Source organism: Bacillus sp. lyk4-R2A-2, from assembly GCF_030209735.1.
In the GTDB taxonomy this organism is placed as follows: Bacteria; Bacillota; Bacilli; order Bacillales; family Bacillaceae; genus Bacillus; species Bacillus pumilus.
Map to the genome: position 1 here is coordinate 217,403 of NZ_JARVRK010000001.1, position 18,058 is coordinate 235,460.

The following is an 18,058-nucleotide window of genomic DNA, read 5'->3' on the forward strand; positions in this document are numbered from 1 at the left end:
CTTCCTCTAAAAAGGAGCGGAGTTTTGACATCCTCCGCTCCACCTCTTTAATATGTCTGGGCAGACTCGACAGCCTCTTCCCTCTCGAAGCACGTATTAAGCGCTGCTTGCGCGCGATACCCGTCTACAAAATCAGCGACTTTCATATGAGATGGATATGGATCTGTATTCACCCAGTGCATCAGCTGATCACGGAACGTATCAGACCATCCGTAAAATTCGTTTGGCGGATCTGTCAGCAAGGTTTGCGGCATTTGATGACGCTCCACACACAAGCCATCACTGATCTCGTATTCGTTTTTCATGTTCGTATGGTATTTGAATACCTTGTCATGACCAACGACTTCAACACTAAATCCGCATTCCTCAGGCTGCGTGCTTTTGGATGTGACCAAGTGAAAGAACACTTGATTCTCCATCTGACCGAAAATTTCGGTATGATCATCCACCTGCACCTTTTTCTCTTCTTTTTCCTTTACATGTGTCAGCATCTTCGTATTAAGTGATTCTTTCTTCATGTCACTGCCAAATAAGTACCACAGCATATCAATTAAATGAATACCAAGATCTCCTAATGCGCCGCTCGTGCGCAGACTCTCACCGCTGTCTCTCCATGAAAATGTCTTTCTTCTGAGGGCACTGTTTTTCTTAAAATGAGTCCTGACAGTCAAAATGCGGCCTAATTCACCATTGGCAATCAAGTTCTTCAAAATATTCACAAAGGATAAGTAACGATAGTTAAAGCCCATACTGGCTTGAACCTGGAACTGTTTGGCTGTCTCCACCATTTCCTCCGCTTCCTTCAGCGACACAGCCATCGGCTTTTCACATAAAATGGGCTGTCCTGCTCTTAGTGCCTGAAGGGCATGGTCTTTGTGACAAAAATTAGGGGAGGCAATGATCAACCCATCAGATGCATCTGCTAAAGTTTCGATACTTGAATACACGCGTCCGCCATACTGTTTAATGAATCCCTGTGCAACTGATTCATGTAAATCATAGACACCGGATAACTCTGCACCTTTGATCGTTGATAATGCTCTTGCATGTGCTTTTGCAATATTCCCTGCTCCAACAATTCCAATTTTCTTCATGAATGTGCCTCCTCATGTTTATACATCACTGTTTTCAGTGTTTCATAGATTCCTTTTGCATACCCATGATGACAAATTTGATGATGGTGCCGCTTGGCTTCGGCCGTCGCATTTTGGACGAGAAAACCATGCGTGACGGATTGAAGCATCCGCAAATCGTTCCCACTATCTCCAAAGGCAAAGCCTTGATCTTTCGATAAATCATATTGCTTCAGCATAAAGCGGACAATTTCATCCTTCCCTGTGCCGACTGGTAAAAAATCGACATCATAGCAGTCAGCAGGGTCTCCTGCGAGCGGATTGCATTTGTTGATGTTGACCGCCACCCCGCGCTCTTTGGCAAGTGTTTGGATGAATGATAGATGATGAAGATCTGTCCGTTCATCCTGCTCCTGATAATAGAAATTCTTCTTATACCCTGAGCTGCCCAGCTGCGTTTGCGGTCTGAGATGAATTCCCTTTTCACGTATGGTTTCGAGGATGTCTTCAATTTTTTCATCTGAGAAGCCCTGTGCATCCAGCCGCTTCATCCACTCCGCATCTGGCTGTCCAAAACGAGCATCCGATGTATACACAATCTCAGTCCCTAAGTTCGACGCAATAAAATGCGGGAATTGATAAAAACCGCCTGTTTCCATTTTACTTGTGACAGAATCGAGGCTACTTCCCGTGACCCAGCCAAGCATGAGCTGTCCTGCTTCACTCTTTTCTGCCACAAAGGCTTCCAGCCGCTTGACATCCTCTCTCTGCTCATCGGTCATTTTGTGAGAATAATAGGTTTCATCAAAGTCACAGAAGACGATCCATTTCGGATTTTCCGGCTGATTCAGCAGCTTTTTATTGAATGGAAGACTTGATAACATGATGAACCCCCTCGATGACCTTCTCCTGATCTTGCAGCGGCATGCCTGGATACAGCGGCAAGTGAAGTAATTCCTGTGCTGCTTTTTCCGTTTGTGGAAGTGTCGTTTGTTTATACTTTTGAGAAACAAGATTTGTTTGATGCTGATGCGATAGAATTGGGTAATAAACATCCGTTTCTATGCCCATTTTCAGCAATCTCGTTGCAAGCTCATCTCGCTCTCCCTTCAGCACTCTAATTGGGAACAGATGCCAGACGTGGTCATCCGTTAGCTTCGGAAGCTTCAAGTATCCTTCTTCCTCAAGCGTTTGCAGCTGGTCAATGTATCGCTTTGCTAAGTAGAAACGTTTAAAGTTTTGTAACCCTAAATACTTCATACGTTCGAGTCCGATCGCTGCCTGCAAATTATCAATTTTCGAATTAAAGCCGTAGTCACTGCGTTTGACATTTTTCTTTCCTACTTCAAAGCCGTGATAGCTGATCTCCATGCATTTTTCCGCTAAGGCTTCATCATTTGTCGCGATGGCTCCGGCCTTGCCGCAGACACCAAGATTTTTGTATGGATTAAAGCTGAGAACAAGCCCATCTCCATATGCTCCAAGACCAGTGCTCCCGATCGCCTGACAGCCATCTTCAATGATTTTTAGCCCATGCTTTTTTGCAATCGCCGAAATGGCCTTCATATCCGCTTGTTTTCCATATAAATGAACCGGAAGAATGCATGCCGTTTGATCTGTGATATGCTTCTCTATTTCACTCGGTGCCAAGCAGTAAGTATCTGGATCAATATCGGCATAGACTGGAACAGCCCCAATCGCAAGCACTGCATTTTCTGTTGCAGCAAAGCTATTCGCTGGCAAAATGACCTCATCTCCTGGAGTGACGCCTGCTGATATAAGGCTGATCATTAGGGCATCTGTTCCACTTGACGTGGCAATGACATATTTCTTCCCTAAGTACTCAGCGAGCTGCTTTTCAAACGCCGGGATATATGGCCCTGAAGTAAAACGGCCAGAACTCAATACTTCTTTCAGCACCTGCATAATATCATCGATTTCATCCTCTGAAATCAGTTTATCAACTGGCAGAAACGGTATCTTTTTTTCCTTATTTTGTTTATAATGGAAGAGAATTTTTTCCAATCCTGTGTGCCCTATATCTTGCTCGAGGAACGTCACCAGCTTTTCATTTGCTAGGTGCTTTTCAACTGAATCAGACTTTACTTGAACACCTTGATTGATCATATCCAGCAAAGGAAGATAATCCTTGCTTTTACCTGATATCTTCGTCAATATTTGCATTCCATTCCCTCCAATTAATCAATTCCATTTGTTAATATTTAACTTGTTTCACATTGTAAATGATGTTATCGATTTCAGAACAATAACTTTGTGTAAAGGATTTGTTAATATGTGTACAATTTATGAAATTGCCAAACGCTGCGGGGTTTCAACCACCACCGTTTCCAGAGTGCTGAATCATCATCCATATGTGTCAGAGGAAAAGCGCCAGCTCATTTTACAGGTGATGAAAGAAATGGAATATACACCGAGTTCAGCGGCTCGCACCCTTCGTTCACATCAGACAAAAACCATTGCTGTGTCTGTCCCGGCTGTGGACCATCCTTTTTTTGCACAATTCATTAAAGGAATTTCAAAAGAAGCACTGGATCAAGGCTATAAAGCCATCGTGCTTCAGACGTTTTATCAGGAATCATTAGAGCTTGAAGGGCTTCAATTATTAAAAAGAAGAGAAGTAGATGGGGTCATATTAGGGGCATTAGAAAATCCGTGGGAAAAGATCGAGCCATTTTTAACGAACGGCCCTATCGTCATGGCGAATGAATATCATCAAACAGCAGACATCCCGATTATTGGATACGATGAGCGGGAAGCTGCCTATAAAGCAGTTGACTACTTGATTCAGTCGGGGCGGAAATCGATCGGGTTTTGCTTTGATACAGAAAGCAGTGAAGCACAGAAACAAAGGAAACAGGGCTATCTCGATGCTCTTTCTGCACACGGCTTGCCGCTGCATGACGATTGGCTGTTCGGCGAGGCCTTCACCATTGAAGACGGTTTTCGCTTAATGGATGTCATCCATGACATGAAGAATGCACCTGATGCCATTTTCACCGGTAATGATCAAGTCGCAGCAGGACTCATTAAACAGGCCATTTCATACGGTTATCAAATTCCTAAGGATCTAGCGGTGATTGGCTATGACAATCAAGACATTTGCGAGGTGACGGCTCCAACGATCACCACAATCGACATCCCGATCGTAGAGCTTGGCCAGCGGTCTGTGCAGCAAATAATCGAGATCCTGCAAGACCAAAAACCATTACAGCGTGAACATATCCAACTGCCTACCCGGCTCGTAACAAGGGAATCGACATAAACAAAAAAGACTGAGAGCTGTCTCAGTCTTTTTTGGTGACAAAGGGCTAAAATGATCTTTATTTTAGCCCTTTGTTTTCCTTTTTTCAGCGTGATAGAAAACCTTTGCAGTCTAGGAAGGACGAGCAACGGAGCGGAGCGAATTTGACATTCGTGAGCACCGGAGCACAGGCCTGACAAAGAATGCGAAGGTTTGCCTACACGCTGTAACTGAGAGCTGTCTCAGTCTTTTTTTAAACCTATATAAATTGAGCAAGAATGAATGTCCATACACACACTATGCCGAGCAGGATGAAGCTGTACTTCACAGTCTTTTGGAAGAGCTCAGATTCTTTACCTGTTTCTCCAACTGCTGCTGTAGCAATGGCGATAGATTGTGGAGAAATTAATTTCGCCATGACCCCGCCTGTTGTATTTGCTCCGATTAACAAACCTGCTTGAGAGCCGATTTGAGAAGCAGTAACTGCTTGAAGGTTACCGAATAAGGCGTTGTTACTCACGACAGATCCTGTAATAAACACCCCGATCCAGCCAAGCACTGGGCTGACAAGCGGGAACAAATCGCCTGTTTTGGCAAGTGCAAGCCCAATGGCTGAACTTAGTCCAGCGAAGTTCGCCAAGTTGGCAAAGCCCATGACAAAACAAATAGTGAGAACTGGTACCCAAAGCTCTTTCACTGATGCTTTTAAGCAGGCAGCGCCTTCTGTTAATGTAATATGTCTGCTAAACAAACCTGTCAGCATCACCGCAATCAGAATGGCAGTACCCGTTGCACTGATCACATCAATTTTAAAGATCGCATCAATAGGTGTTGCTGTTTGTGCAATTGGTGGTAATTTTACAATTTGCTGATGCAAAAATGGCATTTTTACTAAAATGGTTGTCCAGTTGAACGGGCCTCCTACAGCAAACAATGCTTTAAATGCTGGCAGACTCCATACCGTAATCACGGCAGTTAAAATATAGAATGGAGACCATGCTTTCAGCACTTCAACGCCGCGATACGTTTGTTTCTGTTCAATGTCTGGTGCCCCTTCTTCACGATAAATATGTTTCGGCTGCCATTTTCGAAGAAATAAAGCCAAAATCCCCATACTTGCTAAAGCTGAAATAATATTGGCAAGCTCAGGACCCATTGTCACCATTGTGACAGCTTGCAAAATGGCATAGCTTCCACTCACAACAAGCAAGGCAGGGAGCGTTTCTTTAATCCCTTTGAATCCGTCCACAATGAGAATGAGTAGGAACGGAATACAGAATGAAATAAACGGAATCGTAAACACAAGGGTTTGAGATAATGCAAGCGGCGTCATATTGCCCATTTGCGCCCCTGTAATGACTGGGATACCCACAGCACCAAATGCGCCAGACGCAGCATTGGCAATTAAGCAGAGCATCGCAGCTTTCAGCGGTTTAAACCCAAGCTCTGTTAAGAGAGCGGCACTAATCGCAATCGGTACACCAAACCCAGCGGCTCCCTCTAAAAATGCGTTAAAACTAAAACCAATTAATAAGAGCTGAAGACGTTGATCTTGAGAGATTCCTGCAATACTAGAACGAATAACATCGAATTTACCAGATTTCACAGCAATTTTATAGAGCCACACCGCCATGATGACGATATATCCAATCGGCCACAGCCCATTAGATATACCGAGCAGCACAGCAGATAATGCTTTTTCAATTGGCATATGAAAGAAGAAAACCGCTGTTACAAAACTGACGATTAAGGTAAAACAAGCGGCTAAAACACCTTTTAACTTAAATACGGTTAATGCAAGTAGGAAAAACAAAATTGGAAGCATTGCTACCAATGCACTCACGAACTCATTACCAAACGGATTATATATTTGCTGCCACATAGTGATTCATCCTTTTCTGCTCAGATAGGTTGCTTTTGATTAAAAATGAGGAGCCAAAATCTCTTTTAACACATTCACACTGTGCGCGAATTGTTCTTTTTCTGTATCATTCAGTGCAAGCTCTATCACTTCTGTTGCGCCATTTCGATTCACAAGGGCAGGTACACCAATGTAGACATCTTCTGCTCCGTACTCTCCATCTAAGTAAGTGCTGACAGTCAAAATACTGTTTTCATTGTGCAGAATCGCTCTTGTTATGCGGGCCAAACTCATCGCTACGCCGTAGTAAGTAGCGCCTTTTTTCTCAATGATTTGATAAGCGGCATGACGGACATTTTCCATCATCTCATCTAAATCTTCTTGTTTGTATTGATCATTTTTCTTCATTAATTCTGTAATCGGTACACTTCCGATATTCGCATGACTCCAAACAGCAAGCTCTGTATCCCCATGCTCTCCAATGATGTACGCATGCACATTGTGTGCCGCTGCGTCAAAGTACTCACTAAGCATGTATCTAAATCTTGCAGTATCAAGTGTAGTTCCACTGCCGATCACTCGTTCTTTTGGCAGTCCACTGAATTTCCAAGTCGCATATGTTAAAATATCAACAGGGTTTGTGGCGACTAAGAAAATACCATCGAATCCACTTTCCATCACATTGTCTACAATGCCTTTAAATATATTTAAGTTTTTTTCAACAAGGTCAAGTCTCGTTTCACCTGGCTTTTGGTTCGCTCCAGCACAGATACACACAATGTCCGCATCCTTACAATCCTCATAATCTCCATACCATGTGTTCACCGGATGCGGAGCAAATGCTTTCCCGTGGTTTAAATCCATGACGTCACCCATTGCTTTATCTTGATTCAAATCGATGACAACCAATTCATCTGTGATCACTTGATTTATTAATGTAAAGGCATAACTGCTACCTACAAAACCTGCTCCAATAAGTGCTACTTTGTTTACTTTTTCGTTTGTCATTTATCTCATCCTCCTGAGTAAAACTAGGTTGTTTTCTGTTTGTGAAGTATTTCACATTCTTATTGTGCAACACTTCACAAACTTTTGCAAGGGTGTTTCTGAAAAAAAATATGTAGCGAATTTGTGAACACACTTATTGTGCTTTCAAAGCGCTGTCTCCATGCATATTTCCACAAGAAAAAAGCTGCCAAGCCATTGTCAGCAGCTTTATACATGTTAATAAGGTCCCCAATTGATCATCACGCCGATGCAAATAAAGACAAGGCCAATGACAAACCAAATGAGCGCAAGCGGCACCATAAAACGAAGCCACTTCACATAAGGAATACCACTTGCAGCGAGCACAGCCATGAGCACACCTGACGTCGGATTGATACAGTTAACCACCCCTTCACCAAGCATCACCGCTTCTACAGCGACCTGTCTTGTGATGCCCATTAAGTCAGCCAGCGGCGCAAGAATTGGAATAAAGACAACCGCTTCTCCTGATCCTGATGAAATCAAAAAGTGAAGAAGTGCACTCGCAATATACATCCCGATCGCACCAGCAATTGGACTAAATCCTGTCAGCATACTCGCCAAGCCATTAACCACAGTATCAAGCAGCTTACCGTTTTCCAAAATGACAGAAATGCAGCGTGCCATCCCAACAATGAGTGCGCCGTAAACAAGGCTTTGACAGCCGATGATAAACGTTTTCGCAATATCATTGGCTGCTAATCCGCCAAGCAATCCAGCAGCAATGGCCATGAAAATGAAGACTCCTGCCATTTCCTTATCGGTCCAGCCAAGCTGAAGCGCGCCATATAAGAAGCCCCCAAGAGACAATCCACACACTGCTAAAATCAGCTTATGCCTGCCCGTAAATGCAGGCTTGTCCACAGATTCTGCATCAGATCCGCCAAGTCCCTTCGCAGGAAACCATTCATCTCCAAGAAGACTTCCCTTTTCTTTATTCTTTAGGCGTCTTGTATATAAATAGATGTACACAATACTAGATATAAGAAAACAAAGATAAATAATGACACGCAGGCCAATGCCAGAAAAAATCGGCAGCTCTGCAATCGTCTGAGATAACCCCAGTGGAGATGGAGACAATATGGTTGCGTTAAACCCGGCATAACAGCCGATATAAATGACCGCAGCTCCTGCCACAGCATCCCATTTCAAGGATCTTGCCACAATGATCCCGATTGGAATAAATCCTATAACAGAGTTCACGACAATTCCGGTCGTTCCAAGCACTGAAAATAATCCTCCAACAATACAAATAAACAATAATTGCTTTGTTTGAAATCTGCTGATGACATGGTGAATCATTCCGTTAATGGCACCTGTTTTCTCCAAAATGGCTATGGTTCCACCAGTAAATAGAATGAGAAAAATAATAGAAGAAGACCCTACCATCCCTTCCTGAATGGCTGTAAAAAAGCCCACTGGACTTACGGGTGATTGATCAATGCGGTGATAGCTGCCAGGAACAGCTGTTGTAATTTCCCCTGACGTCTTTCGGTCAAATTCACCTGCTGGCACAAAATACGTTGCAACGGTACAAATGAGCGCAATGATAAATAAGAGAACATACGCATCCGGCATTTGAAGTTTTCTTTTTTGTTTCTCTGGTGGTAATACTGCTGCTGTTTTCATGTGTCAAAACCCCTTTGTCCCGATTGGAATTTCACTTAATTTTCTGAATAATCAAATGATGTGTTATATTATAAACACTGATGATATTTAAGATCAATATTATTTCACTAAAAGAATATTTTGACAGATTTTCTGTCAGCAAGGAGGCTATTCATGACAACTTTGACAAACGACATGCAGCAAACGGTGAAAGACATCTTTGATCACCTGCACGCCCACCCTGAAATCAGCTGGGAAGAAACGAATACGACGGCTTATCTTGAGGACTTATTAAAGAAAATGGGCTGTCAAACTCGAACATTTGACGACTGTACAGGAGTGATCGGTGAAATGGGAGAAGGTTCACCAGTGGTCGCTGTGAGAGCCGATATTGATGCACTTTGGCAGGAAGTAGATGGTGAGTTTCAAGCCAATCATTCATGTGGTCACGATGCACACATGACAATGGCTCTCGGCACCTTCATGGCATTAAAAGAAAAGGAGCTCCCAAACGGCACCATCCGCTTCATTTTTCAGCCTGCTGAGGAAAAAGGCGGCGGTGCGCTGAAAATGATTGAAAAAGGTGTGCTAGCAGACGTTGATTACTTATACGGAGTGCATGTGCGCCCAATTCAAGAAACATTAAACGGACGCTGCGCACCTGCGATCTTACATGGATCGAGTAATCATTACATCGGCACAATTATTGGTGAGGAAGCCCACGGTGCACGCCCGCATCTAGGGGTCAACGTCATTGAAGTCGCTTCTACCCTCGTGCAAAGACTCGCGCATATTCATGTCGACCCAAGAGTTGCACATTCTGTGAAAATGACCAACCTACATGCTGGCGGAGGTAGTTCAAACATCATCCCTGGCAAAGCTTCTTTTACATTAGATGTCAGAGCACAAACAAATGAAGTGATGGATGAACTAGAAAAAGAAATTGAAAGAGCCGTACATGCTGTAGCGGATGCCTTTGGCGCTTCCATTACCCTTTCAACAGATCATCGTCTGCCTGCCGCTACCTTAAATGAGGAAGCCGTTCAGATGATGTCTCAAGCCATTGAAAAGATTTTAGGGAAAGAACAGCTTGATCCTCCGATCGTAACGACAGGCGGAGAGGATTTTCACTTTTATGCAGCAAAGGTTCCGCATATCAAATCCACGATGCTTGGTTTAGGCTGTGATCTAAAGCCGGGTCTACATCATCCGTATATGACATTCGACCGCTCTGCTATTTTTACAGGCATTGAGATTTTGACTGAAGCTGTTTATCAAACCCTTCAGCAGCATTCATCATAAAATCAAAAAACCACCCGTTTTTTCTTTAAACGGGTGGTCTGATTGTTTTACGCATTCAAATCTGTCATGGCTGGGACGTTGATTTCTTTTACACAGGATACCCTTGATAAATGAATCACACATCTCGCAAGCTCTACTATATCCTGTACAGGAATTCTCGTTTCATCATATAGAGCGATGGCTTTTTCGGCACCATCTTCATATGGTACCTCTGCCGCCAGCTCTCCTGGATTAATACAGGTGACAGATATTTTATCTTTTCTCACATGCTCTCTTAGTGCATTCACAATTCCGCGCAGGCCAAATTTAGATGCAACAAAAGAAACTTGCGGTAGGTTTGTATGATCAAGTCCCGCCGTTGAACCAATCACGATGATTTTTCCATTCTCCGATTTTCTTACGTGCGGAAGCAGTGCTTGGATGTAAGTAATCGTAGACGTGACGTTCACATTGATTAAATGAGCGATATCCTCTGGCTGATCGTGATCAAATGAATAATCATCTTCAAAGCCTCGTTTTTCCCATAAGCCGACGTTATAGATCAGGACATCAATGGTTTTGTCCCCCAATGCTTCGATCATGTATGGGATATGAGATTGGCTTGATAAATCAATTTTCAGCCAAATTCTATGTACACCGTCATCTAATTTCAAACTGCTCGGTTCACTTCGAGACACAATCCAAACTGTATCTCCGCTTGAAGGAAGACCTTTAACAAAAGCATCCCCTAATCCTTGACTTGCACCGAATATGATATAGTTTTTACTCATAGCTCCTCCTTCTACGTCTCATGAGCTTTCAGTCAGACAGTAGCTCATCTGTAAGCGTTTTATACCTCTATCATATAGGTTCTAAGATTTGGCTGCCTCTTTTATGCCTGTCTTTACTTTCGGTTACTTGATTTCCTTTAATTCCACTGGTAATGCGCGTTCCTCTATAAAGCATTGAACCATATCCATAAACAGTTCTTTCTTCTCAAACGTAAATGTATGTCCAATAGAGGGAACGACGACACCTGCTGCCTGCGGATGTGAATTCGTTATTTTCTTTGCTGACCGTTTCATGATGCCTTTTTCCTTTTCCCCCACTGTGACAAGAATTCGTGCCTTCGCTTGTTGAAACGTGTCTGGGAGCTTGTAATGGAGATTTTCTTGAAACATCGTCAGAAGGGTTTTCTTCTGCAAATTCTTCGAATCCGCCACATAGTGATTGAGTACATCGTTTGGAAGCCCCATTTTTTCAGCTTGGAGCTCGATAAACCAATCTTTCTTTAATAATGGATACGTAAGAGGTAAAAGAGGTCTCACCATCAAGTAAAGCCATGGCAGCGGCATTACAAGAGCACTATTGATGACGGCTATGTCTACGATGTCAGGCTCTTTTGATAACACCTCAACGGCAACCTGTGCACCTAGAGAGAAGCCAACGAGTATTACTTTATGTCCGTGCGCATGCTGCTTGATCCATGAGATGACTTCAAGAGCACTTTCTCGCATGGAAAAGGACTGTTCATCTGCTCTAGTCCCGTGACCAATGAGGTCAGGCGTATAGCATTCATACGCTTCTTTGAATGTTTTTATCTGCTCCTGCCACATCCAGCTACTTACTCCTCCGCCATGCAGGAAAATCATGATTGGCTTAACCATCATCGACAACTCGTCCACCTTCCTTATATATAAGAAAAAAGCAGCCGCTTTTTGAGCAGACTGCTTTTTCATATGCTCCCTTCTATTATAAGGGAACCTCATCATAATTAGCTATTTTTTCAAATCCTCAATCGAGTTGATGTTCTTCATATATGTCGGAACAACTAGACCCATGCGAAGACCTTTCATACTTGTGCCTAGATCATCATATTTCCCTTTAAACTTCGCTGCATACGTTTTATGCGTATTTGGCAGCCAAGCAGATAACGAGGCATCCGCACTTCCAGTTGCAATTGCTGTCCACATTGGACCTGCTTCCACCTGAGTCAAGGTCACTTTAAATCCGAGCTCACGCAGTACTTCTGCAGCAACATTGGTACTTGCAATCTCACTATCCCACGCAACGTAGGCAAGATTGACTTTTTCACCATTCGACTTTTTCACGCCTTTTGTCCATTTCGCTACTTGGTCTTTATGTTTCTTCACATATTTAACGGCGGCATCCTTTGGATTGATACCATCTTGGATATCCATCATGACTTCGCCCATGTCATCTTGAGACCATTTAAACTGACCAAGCATTTTGGCTGCATCCGGCTGATCCTTTGCAAACCCTTTACGTGAAATCGTATGAATCTCTTCCGCTTCACCGTAAGATTTCTTTGGGTCCTCTAAATATTTTAAATCATATCGAGAAAACATCCAGTGTGGATTCCAGCCAGTGATGATGATTGGCTTTTTACGGTCGTAAGATTTCTTGAGCGTTGCAGTCATGGCTGCACTTGATGCAGACACAACCGTCCAATCCTCTAATCCGTAATCCTTTTTCGCTTGATCCGTTAGCGCCATAATCCCTGAACCAGGATCAATACCGATAATGGTTTTATTCACCTGCTGTGCTGCACTCGCATTTGAGTCCGACTTTGCGCCACAAGCGGCTAGTAAAAAGACAAGCAGGGCGGTCATCCCAATGTAGAGAGACTTTTTCCACATTAAGCATTCCCCCTGGTTTTTTTCGTTTTAATGTTTTGTGTAATACGGTCAAGTGTAATTGCCACAATGACAATGGCAATACCTGCTTCAAATCCAATTCCTGTTTTCAGCTGCGTTACCGCACTATATACTTCTGAACCAAGTCCTGGTGCACCTACCATTGCCGCAATGACGACCATTGATAGAGCAAGCATGATACTTTGGTTAATACCAGCTAGGATGGTTTTTGTTGCAAGTGGAAGCTGAACTTTGAACAAACGCTGGAATGTCGTTGAACCAAATGCTTCTGTTGCTTCAATTAAATCAGCTGGTACTTGTTTAATACCGAGAATCGTCATACGAATCGTTGGCGGCATAGAGAAAATAACCGATGCCACAACTCCAGGCACAACGCCAATGTTAAAGAAGAAGATGGCTGGTAATAGATAAACGAATGCAGGCATTGTCTGCATTAAATCTAAAATCGGTGTCACAATTTTACGCACAGTTTCCTTCTGTGATGCCCAAATACCGATCGGAACCCCGATTACGATGGAAATGACCACAGCTGTTAAAACGAGCGCAAGGGTTTGAAGCATTGGATGCCAGTAGCCTAAATAGTCAATCAGCAAGAATCCAATAAGTGTGAAAAGAGCAATTCCTCTTGTACTGATCCACCAAGCAATGCCGGCAAAAATAAGGGTTAAAATAATGGATGGAATCACACCAAGTACTGCCACAATTCCATTTACTGTACCTGCTAATGCATTTGTGATGCCATCAAAGAAACCGCCAAACGTTAATGTTAACCAGTCAACAAATTGATCGATGTAATCCGCGAACGGAATTCTAGGTAAATCACTCATACTAAACATCTTATTCTACCTCCTGTGCAGAAGGCTCTTGTGTTTTAATTTCCTCAAGCTTGTTAGAAGACATGTTGATATACTCATCATTACCTGATAACGCACCAATTAATGCACCTCTGACCACAATACCCTTCATTCTGTTTTTCTCATCGACAACGGCAATTGGAATGTTTGCCGCATCAGACACTGCATCAAAGATTTCTGTCAAATACGTAGATTCCAATACTGTCGTGAATTCTTTATCAAGAACAGTTTCAAGCGATGCTCCCATTTCTGCCGCCTTTTTCGCCGCTTGTGCAGAAATAACACCTAATAAATGCTTTTTCTTATCAACTGCATAGATTGACGAAATTCCAAGGTTTTTCATGAGCGTGAGCGCAACACGTGCCCCTTTGTCGAGCTGGACTGTTTCTGCACGTTTCATAATATGACCAGCGGTTAATACTTTAGAAAGGTCGACATCTTCAACGAAACGTTCAACATATTCATTCGATGGGTTCATCAAAATTTCTTCTGGTGTTCCGATTTGGACGATATTCCCGTCCTTCATGAGCACAATGCGGTCGCCAATCCGAAGCGCCTCATCTAAATCATGGGTAATGAAAATGATCGTTTTTCCTACAGATGTGTGAAGCTCAAGCAATTCATCCTGCATGTCTTTACGAATTAATGGATCGAGTGCGCTGAATGCTTCATCCATTAATAAGATGTCAGGGTCATTTGCTAATGCACGTGCCAATCCAACACGCTGCTGCATCCCACCACTTAATTGGTTTGGATATTGCTCTTCAAAGCCTTCAAGTCCAACAAGCTTTAAAGATTCAAGCGCTTTTGAGTGGCGCTCTTCTTTGTCTACACCTTGTAATTCAAGACCATACTCTGTGTTCTCAAGAATGGTGCGGTGCGGGAACAATGCGAAGTTTTGGAAGACCATGCTGATCTTTTTCCGTCTGACTTCACGCAATTGATCCTTTGACATATTTGTTATCATATCCCCATCAATATATATTTCGCCGGAGGTTGGTTCGATTAACCTATTTAGCAGCCGCACAAGTGTGGACTTTCCGCTCCCTGATAGCCCCATGATGACAAATATCTCGCCGTCATACACATCAAAATTTGCTCGATTGACACCAACTGTTGCGCCGGTCTCTTTTAGGATCTCTCTTTTTGTTTTTCCTTTTTCAAGCATTTGAGTTGCTTTTTTAGCATTTTTACCGAAAATTTTAGATACATTATTTATCTTGATTTTGATATTTCTCTCTTCAGAATTCATATTTTCCCTCCAAATTAGCATCTTTATAACCGTAACATAAGCGTTATGATGCGAACAATCTTTAGAATTCGCTTATTTCTGCACAATATGTATGAATTCCATATAAGAGGTCTGGTGATTAGAGTTTATACGCCGTATTACTCGTAAATCCTATAGAATGCTTCATAAACAACATATTTTACGGGGTATTTCCTCTCATCAGACAATATTTTACTGGAAATTCCTAATTGTGCTAAAAAATAACTCAAATCCTCACCATAGCGAACTTTTTCGAACATGGGTGAACCATTCCCCTGAACAGGATTTACCCGAAAATGGTCACATAGAAACCTTTTTCATTCAAATTTTAATTAAAATATTAATAAACTGCCTGCAACTTTAGTTACAGACAGCTTATTTTTTAGGACTCTAGTGCAGCTCGCTTAATATTATCTTGCAATTCAAGCATACGCTTTGTTCCATCTTCGCGTAATCGTTTGTTTTCTTCTTCGATCTGTTTTGTCTCTTTCATCCCTTGTACAATCGTATTAAAGGAAGATTCGATCGTTTCAATGTCGATACTTGGACGTCCAGACAATTTGGCAATCTCTACACTTTGGCTTGAGATGTTTTCAGCATTTCGTTTCAGCATTTCATTTGTTCTTCTATCCAGCTCACTCATTGAATCAGCCACAAGCTTTTGTCTTTTCGCTGTCACAGCTTGAATGATGCCATTTTTAAAGATCGGAATCGTGATAATGAACGCTGAGTTGATTTTACCGATTAGTTTCGTATTCCCACGCTGCAGCAAACGAATTTGCGGTGCTGTTTGAAGAGCCACCATCCGTGCCATATCAAGGTCATATACACGCTCTTCCAACGCTTGAATGCCGTTACGAAGTGTATCAAGCTCCATTTGTGCGAGCTGGTTTCCACTAGCTGCTTTTTCTTCATAAGAAGGAACCAATTGCTTTAATTCCTCGATTTTCATTTGACCTGCAACGACATACTTTTCAAGCTCCATATAGTATTGAATGTTATGCTCATACATTTCTTCAAGCGTCACAGTCGATTTGGTCATTTCATCTTTATATTTACTGATTTCCACATTAATTTTTTCAATCTCTGCACCGAGCGTTTGATATTTACTGAAAATCTTTTCAATCATGCTGCCGCCGCGTTTAAAGATTTTTGACAGTAAACCACCCTTTGGCTCGTCAAAATCATTTTTATCAAAACGATCCATAATTTTTCCAAGCTGCGTCAGCATCGTTCCTGAGTCAGTGACACTAGTTGAACGCATCATCGAAAGAATACGATCAGAGAACTTAGAGATTTCAACGGCCGGCTGTTTTCCGTATTCAAGCAGCTCCAGCTGATTTTTCGCATCGATCTGTCTCGCAATATTTTGCACTTCTGGTTCATTTCGAAGCTGAACGCGAATATCGTCTGCCTTCTCAATGGAGATTTCCTCTTTATCAATTGAAATGATGTCATTTCCGTTTGTATTTGTCATAAGCTTTGATCTCCTTATCTGTTTTTAATGGATTGAAATAATTTTCTAACGATGGACGGCTCTTTAAACTCCTGGTTCATAACCATCTCATCAAGCCAATGGGTATCAAATAATTGGTCATCTATATACCGCTCAATACACTGGTATCCCGCCGGATGATACACGAAGAGATCCACACCCATTTCATTTAGAAAAATCAGGGCAGCCGCATCAGAACGAGTCAGCTCACCATTATATTCCGTATGATATAAAATCACTTTCGGTACGGTTTGTGCATAATCAAAGGTTTGAATGAGTTCAATGAGCTCCTGGCCGATATGCAGTACCTGTTTGAATAAATAAATACGGACATCTAATTCAGTCTCATTGCCTTCTTTTAATAGCTTCGGATGCTGACAGATTCGAGATATCGCCTCTGCTACCGCACGCTGCGTCCCCTCATATAGATGAGAAAACTGCCACACGTTGCTTTTCATTAATAATTCAGGATCAATCTCTCCAGCAGACGAAAGGGCATGCTGATAATGAAATTGATAATTCGAAGACACTTCTTTCGTAAAAGGAAAATGGCGAATGGTCTTCGTCTCTTTCCATTCCATTAACGTGTGGATACGATCCCAGTATTCACGTTTGTCTCGTGTGACTCCCATCATTTTCGCAAAGAGGTTCGGAATCTGTATCGTGTCGCGGTCTGCTTGAAAATTAGGGCGGATAAAGGAACGTTCCTTTGCAATTAAAAACAGCTCATCATACGTTGTCTTCAGCGTAATAGAATGAGGAGTATGATCTCTGAATTGCCAAGGCTTATACAGCATTGAATCTTCCGTGTGGAGCACCTCTTCAAGCTCTCTTGTCGAGCGGTACGCCACCGTTGACTTCCTCTCAGGCTTTTCAGTAGGGAACGGTTCCAGCTTTGAAGTCCCCGGATACTGATCAATAAAAGTCAGCTTTTCTTCTGGGTCTAGTTCGCGGAACGAATCCTCGCCCTCTGGATGAAATAGCACAACATCACAGCCAATCAGCATGACATAGTAAAGAAAATAAAGCTGACTTTTATTCGCCTCTCCATACCAAATGACAGCCGGCATTTTTTCTTCTATATTGACTTCCTTCAGCCATGGACCTAGATGATTATTTGAAAACTTCACTACATCCAGGAGTACCCGGCGGAAATCGGGATGCTGAAATCCCCCTTCATGCAGCTGTTTGAAATGCTCAAACACCTTGATCAATGAAAGGCGGATATGCCGGTTCATCACAGGGTTTGGATGGCGTACAATCAGCTGTTCACCATCTAAGAAAGCCACAAAGCGATTCACAGATAATCCTTTTTCTTCTTGGTTAATCAAATGAATGCGTTGAAGCGCTTGAAAATGCTCTGGCTCAATATGACGATTGAGCGTTTCACTTAAAATGTGAACGCCATCTGTTTCATATAATTCATGTAAATAAATAAAATAATCGGTTGCATCATGCGGAGTTCCAAGGACCCGGGCGGCGAGACGCGGCAAGGACAATGTATGCTCGTCCTTTACATAACCGTCTCTTTCAGGGAGCGGCTTTTTCAGCACGTTTTTCCAGGCTTCCTGCTCCGCCCGTGTTTGGTTAACATTGATTTCTTTATAACTCACGCCGCTCCTTCCTTTCTCCTATATTTTCTCGAAAGCT

15 protein-coding genes are annotated in these 18,058 nt (G+C 42.5%); 2 read left to right on the forward strand and 13 right to left on the reverse strand.

What is annotated here, in order from left to right; all coding sequences use genetic code 11:
• Positions 1 to 47: 47 nt before the first annotated feature.
• From QRN39_RS00860 to QRN39_RS00870, 3 genes are read right to left on the reverse strand one after another with little or no spacing between them, the layout of a single operon-like run.
• A complete protein-coding gene (locus QRN39_RS00860) occupies positions 48 to 1,094 on the reverse strand; it encodes a Gfo/Idh/MocA family protein (RefSeq protein ID WP_050943283.1) in 1,047 nt (348 codons plus the stop codon).
• The gene (locus QRN39_RS00865; RefSeq protein ID WP_284905760.1) at positions 1,091 to 1,957 is read right to left on the reverse strand and encodes an HAD-IIB family hydrolase; all 867 of its coding nucleotides are present in this window, start codon (positions 1,955 to 1,957) and stop codon (positions 1,091 to 1,093) included. Before QRN39_RS00865 ends, QRN39_RS00860 begins: the two co-directional genes overlap by 4 nt.
• The gene (locus QRN39_RS00870; protein ID WP_251191163.1) at positions 1,932 to 3,257 is read right to left on the reverse strand and encodes a DegT/DnrJ/EryC1/StrS family aminotransferase; all 1,326 of its coding nucleotides are present in this window, start codon (positions 3,255 to 3,257) and stop codon (positions 1,932 to 1,934) included. The genes QRN39_RS00865 and QRN39_RS00870 overlap by 26 nt, the downstream gene beginning before the upstream one ends.
• 109 nt (positions 3,258 to 3,366) lie before the next feature.
• On the opposite strand from QRN39_RS00870, the gene QRN39_RS00875 reads away from it, so the two are divergent.
• The gene (locus QRN39_RS00875; protein ID WP_003217004.1) at positions 3,367 to 4,356 is read left to right on the forward strand and encodes a LacI family DNA-binding transcriptional regulator; all 990 of its coding nucleotides are present in this window, start codon (positions 3,367 to 3,369) and stop codon (positions 4,354 to 4,356) included.
• 238 nt (positions 4,357 to 4,594) lie between these two features.
• On the opposite strand, the gene QRN39_RS00880 is transcribed toward QRN39_RS00875, so the two are convergent.
• The 3 genes from QRN39_RS00880 to QRN39_RS00890 all read right to left on the reverse strand — a co-directional run bounded on the left by QRN39_RS00880 (position 4,595) and on the right by QRN39_RS00890 (position 8,851).
• Positions 4,595 to 6,217, reverse strand: a complete 1,623-nt coding sequence (locus QRN39_RS00880; RefSeq protein WP_003216990.1) for an L-lactate permease — start codon at positions 6,215 to 6,217, stop codon at positions 4,595 to 4,597.
• A gap of 39 nt (positions 6,218 to 6,256) precedes the next feature.
• The gene (locus QRN39_RS00885; RefSeq protein ID WP_251191164.1) at positions 6,257 to 7,204 is read right to left on the reverse strand and encodes an L-lactate dehydrogenase; all 948 of its coding nucleotides are present in this window, start codon (positions 7,202 to 7,204) and stop codon (positions 6,257 to 6,259) included.
• A gap of 216 nt (positions 7,205 to 7,420) precedes the next feature.
• Positions 7,421 to 8,851 carry a YfcC family protein gene (locus tag QRN39_RS00890; protein WP_003217247.1) on the reverse strand — a complete coding sequence of 477 codons (1,431 nt, stop codon included), beginning with the start codon at positions 8,849 to 8,851 and terminating at the stop codon, positions 7,421 to 7,423.
• A 153-nt stretch (positions 8,852 to 9,004) separates the two neighbouring features.
• Between QRN39_RS00890 and QRN39_RS00895 the strand changes: the two genes are divergently transcribed.
• The gene (locus QRN39_RS00895) at positions 9,005 to 10,132 is read left to right on the forward strand and encodes a M20 peptidase aminoacylase family protein (RefSeq protein WP_106032920.1); all 1,128 of its coding nucleotides are present in this window, start codon (positions 9,005 to 9,007) and stop codon (positions 10,130 to 10,132) included.
• 47 nt (positions 10,133 to 10,179) lie between these two features.
• Here the strand turns inward: QRN39_RS00895 and QRN39_RS00900 are convergent, their stop codons facing one another.
• The 7 genes from QRN39_RS00900 to QRN39_RS00930 form a co-directional block, all read right to left on the reverse strand.
• Positions 10,180 to 10,902: an SDR family oxidoreductase gene (locus QRN39_RS00900; protein WP_050943293.1), complete on the reverse strand. Its 723-nt coding sequence runs from the start codon at positions 10,900 to 10,902 to the stop codon at positions 10,180 to 10,182.
• A gap of 123 nt (positions 10,903 to 11,025) precedes the next feature.
• Positions 11,026 to 11,850, reverse strand: a complete 825-nt coding sequence (locus QRN39_RS00905; RefSeq protein ID WP_253621883.1) for an alpha/beta fold hydrolase — start codon at positions 11,848 to 11,850, stop codon at positions 11,026 to 11,028.
• Between the two features lie 39 nt (positions 11,851 to 11,889).
• The gene (locus tag QRN39_RS00910) at positions 11,890 to 12,771 is read right to left on the reverse strand and encodes a glycine betaine ABC transporter substrate-binding protein (RefSeq protein WP_284905763.1); all 882 of its coding nucleotides are present in this window, start codon (positions 12,769 to 12,771) and stop codon (positions 11,890 to 11,892) included.
• Positions 12,771 to 13,616 (reverse strand): glycine/proline betaine ABC transporter permease subunit OpuAB, encoded by an 846-nt coding sequence (gene opuAB / locus QRN39_RS00915; protein ID WP_284905960.1) that lies wholly within the window; start codon positions 13,614 to 13,616, stop codon positions 12,771 to 12,773. Before opuAB ends, QRN39_RS00910 begins: the two co-directional genes overlap by 1 nt.
• 10 nt (positions 13,617 to 13,626) lie before the next feature.
• Complete coding sequence (gene opuAA / locus QRN39_RS00920) at positions 13,627 to 14,895, reverse strand: glycine/proline betaine ABC transporter ATP-binding protein OpuAA (protein ID WP_003216978.1); 1,269 nt, start codon at positions 14,893 to 14,895, stop codon at positions 13,627 to 13,629.
• A 400-nt stretch (positions 14,896 to 15,295) separates the two neighbouring features.
• Positions 15,296 to 16,390: a toxic anion resistance protein gene (locus QRN39_RS00925; protein WP_003217200.1), complete on the reverse strand. Its 1,095-nt coding sequence runs from the start codon at positions 16,388 to 16,390 to the stop codon at positions 15,296 to 15,298.
• A 14-nt stretch (positions 16,391 to 16,404) separates the two neighbouring features.
• Positions 16,405 to 18,021 carry a YceG family protein gene (locus QRN39_RS00930; protein WP_284905766.1) on the reverse strand — a complete coding sequence of 539 codons (1,617 nt, stop codon included), beginning with the start codon at positions 18,019 to 18,021 and terminating at the stop codon, positions 16,405 to 16,407.
• Positions 18,022 to 18,058: the final 37 nt, after the last annotated feature.